This is a genomic window from Nocardia sp. NPDC004722, assembly GCF_053601505.1.
This window is the reverse complement of the sequence record NZ_JBSGBY010000721.1, coordinates 1-3869: the sequence shown is the minus strand read 5'-3', so window position 1 is coordinate 3869 and position 3869 is coordinate 1. Positions and strand designations below refer to the sequence as shown.

Annotated in this window: 1 protein-coding gene; it reads right to left on the bottom strand. The window is 71.8% G+C overall.

Annotation, left to right across the window (positions count from 1 at the left end; translation table 11 throughout):
* A partial coding sequence (locus ACWELQ_RS40570) for an amino acid adenylation domain-containing protein (RefSeq protein ID WP_452402303.1) occupies positions 1-3869 on the bottom strand: 3869 nt, incomplete at both ends.

Genomic DNA, 3869 nt, shown 5'->3' with positions numbered 1-3869 from the left:
GACGCCCTCGCGCACCAGGTCCCCGGTGCGGTACAGGCGGTCTCCGGCGGCGCCGAACGGGTCGGCGACGAACCGGGCGGCGGTCGCCGCGGCGCGGCCGCGATACCCGCGCGCCACACCGGGTCCGGCGATGTAGAGCTCGCCGACGACTCCAGCCGGTACGGGGCGCAGCCACGGGTCCAGGACCGCCGCCCGAGTGCCCGCGATCGGAGCCCCGATCTCGATCGGCCCATCGTTCCGCAGTCGTGCGCCGGTCACCCAGATGGTCGCCTCGGCGGGCCCGTACAAGTTGTGGACGGCCCGCTGCCCGGCGGCGTCGGTGCCCGCCCAGCGCGAGACCAGTTGCGGCCCACAGCGATCGCCACCGGTGAGGACCACGCGCAGGGTGTCGAGCCCGGCGCTGTCGAGCGACAGCGCGACGGCCGGCGTCAGGAAGGCATGGGTCACGTGCTGCTCGCGCAACAGCTCCCACAGTGGTTGCCCGCCATACACCTCCGGTGGCGCGATCACCAGCGCGCCGCCGCCGGAGACGGCCAGCAGCAGTTCGAGGATCGCGGCGTCGAAGGTGCGGGCGGCGACCGCGAGGACCCGCGAGGCGGGGTCGACAGCGCAGCGGCGGGCATGATCGGCCGCGAGCGCGGCCAATCCGGTGTGCGGAACCTCGACGCCCTTGGGCTGTCCCGTCGAGCCCGAGGTGTACACGACATAGGCGATCGTCGCGCCGGACAGCGGCGCGCACCGGTCCGCGTCCGCGACCGCCGCCGCGCTCAGCGGCGACAGGTCCAGTTGGTCGAGGTCGATCACCGTGGGGGCGTCGAATCCGGGACGGCCACGCGTCAGCAGGCAGCTGCTTCCGGAGTCGCTGCACACGTATCGATTTCGTTCCTCGGGGTGTGCGGGGTCGACCGAGACGAAGGCCGCTCCGGTCTTGGCGACCGCCCATACCGCCGACACCCAGTCGGCCGAGCGGGGCAGTCCGATGGCCACCACGGATTCGGGGCCCACGCCGTGCCCGATCAACAAGCGCGCCAGCCGATTCGATTGCTCGTCCAGCTCCTGGTAGCTGATTCGGCGGGTCCCATCGACGATGGCCTCCGCGTCCGGGGCCGCGGCTACCGCGGCGGCCAGGATCTCCGACAGCGGCATCGGCTGGGGAGCAGCGGTTTCCGCGCCGCCCAGCAGTGCGGCGGTCACCGATTCCCGGCCGATGTCCTGCACCGGCCTCGCCGGATCCTGGGCGATGGTGAGCAGCACTTCCCGCAGCTGATCACCGAGCCGCGCGATCGTGTCGGTGTCGAAAAGTCCTGCCCGGTACTGTAATCGGATACCGAGCGTGTCCCGCAGCATGGCGGTGCACGACAGCGGATAGTGCGTGGCGTCGGCGGCGTCCACCCCGGTCAGGGTGAGCGCCCCGTCACCGGCGGCGTGTTCGATATCGCGCAGGTCGACGGGGTAGGACTCGAGCACCATCAGGGTGTCGAAGAGGGTGTCGATGCCGCTGTGCGCGTGGATGTCCCGCAGTCCGAGGTGGTGGTGTTCGAGCAGCGCCGCCTGTTCGCGGTGCAGGCGGGTCCACAGCCCGGACACCGTCTCGTCCGGGTGCAGCCGGACACGGGTCGGGATGGTGTTGATGAACAGGCCGAGGGTGCGTTGCGCGGCGGGGAGTTCGCCGGGCCGCCCGGAGACGGTCGCGCCGAACACCACATCGGTGCGGCCGGTGAGCCGCGCCATCAGCATGGCCCATGCGGATTGCAGGACGGTGTTCACGGTGACCCCGGCCGCGGCGGCAGCGGCCACCAACGTCCGGGTGCCCTCCTCGTCGAGGGCCGTGGTCAGTTCCGCCACCGCGCCACCGGCCGCCGCGTCAGCGGCGATGAGAGTCGGCTCGACGCCGTCGAGCGCGACCGCCCAGGCGGTCCGGGCCGCCTCACGATCGCGGGTCGCCAACCACGCCAGGTAATCCCGGTAGGACCCGGCCGGTCCCGGCTGCCCGCCGGAGTAGGCGGTGAACAGGTCGGCGACCAGCAGCGGATACGACCAGCCGTCGAGGATGACGTGGTGGTTGGTGAGGATCAGCGCCCATCGATCGTCCGCGAGCCGGGCGACGGTGCCGCGCAGCAGCGGTGCCGCGGCGAGGTCGAACGGCTTCGCCTTCTCGATCGCGGCGAGTTCGTCCAGAGCGCTTCGAGCGTCGGCGCGATCAGACAGATCGACCATCTGCCAAGGCAATTCGAGATCGCCGCCGAGCACGGCGACGCCGACACCGCTGCCGGTGGTGGTGAAAGCGGTGCGCAACCCGTCGTGCCGGTTGATCATCGTGGTCGCCGCACTCCGCAGCCGATCCACGTCTAGTGCGCCCGAGAGGTGCAGAATCAGCTGGGCGACATAGGAATCCGTCTCGGCGTCGGCGTCGGCCAACTGGGCGTGGAACAACAGGCCCGCCTGCAGCGGCGTCACCGGCCACACGTCGGTCAATGCCGGATACGTGCGCTCGAGTTCGGCGACATCGGCGGCGGTCAGCGTCACCAGGTCGAAGTCCGACGGGGAATGCCCACCCGCACCGGCGATTTCGCTGTGCTCGGCGATCCCGGTCAACACCCGAGACCACAGTTCCGCCAGTTCCCGCACCTCGGCCGCGGCCAGCAGAGTGCGCGGGAAGCGGAATCCGGCCCGCAGCCGATCCTCGATCACGATGGCGCTGATATCCACCGCCGCCGTCACCGGCATGTCCGGGTCGGGGACGGCGGCGAGTTCACCCAGGCCGCCGTGCGGGCCGTCGGCGCCGACGTCCGCGCCCGTCACCCGGCCCAGGTAGTTGAACCCGATGCGGCCGGGCATCCGATCCGGCAGCGCCGCAGCGGTTTCCGCGTTCAGGTAGCGCAGCATTCCGTAGCCCATGCCCTTGTCGGGGATCGACCGCAGCGTCTCCTTGACCGCGAGCACCGCGGCCGCCACCGCGGCCCCACCGGCGGCCACCTCCTCGGGATCGATGCCGCCGAGGTCGAAGCGCACCGGGAACATCGACGTGAACCAGCCCACCGTCCGCGACAGGTCCGCGCCGGGCACGACCTGTTCCTCGCGCCCATGCCCTTCCAACCGCACCAGCACCGACGGGTCGTCGATCCCACGCCGCTCGCGCCAGATCCGCACCGCCACAGCCAATCCCGCGAGCAGACCGTCGTTCACACTGCCGTGGAAGACCGTCGGCACCCGGGTGAGCAGCGCCCGGGTCACCGATTCGGGCAGGCTCAGTTCGATCTGGTCGAGGGAGGCGGCGGTGTCGATCGTGGGATCCAGTTCGCGCCCGCCCAGCACCGGATCCGTCCCGGCGACCATGGACTGCCACAAATCCAGCTCGCGCAGGCGAATCGGGTCGGCCGCCGCGTCCACCAGACCGTGCGCCCACCGCCGCATCGAGGTACCCACCGGCTCCAGCACCGGCACCTCGCCCGCGGCCGCCTGGGCGAAGGCCGACATCAGATCCGGCACCAGCACCCGCCACGACACCCCGTCCACCACCAGGTGGTGCGCCACGACGAGCAGCCAGCCGGGCTCCTCGCCCGCGGGGTCGAGCCACACGAACTGCACCATCGACCCGCCGTGCGGGTCCAGCCAGTCCAGCGCCGAATCCAGTTCCGCGGCGGCGATATCGGCGACGGTCCGCCGTCCGGCGTCGGTGTCGAGCGCGATACCCGGTTCGAGGGCGCGCCGGTGCAGCGCCCACGCGCTCTCTGCGCCGCCGGGCGGTGCGACCTCCAGACCCCAGCCTCCGGTCTCGGTGCGCCGCAGGCGGGAACGCAGCATGTCGTGGCGCTCGAGCAGCGCGCCGATGGCGGCGACCATGCCCGCCTCGTCGACACCGTCGGGCA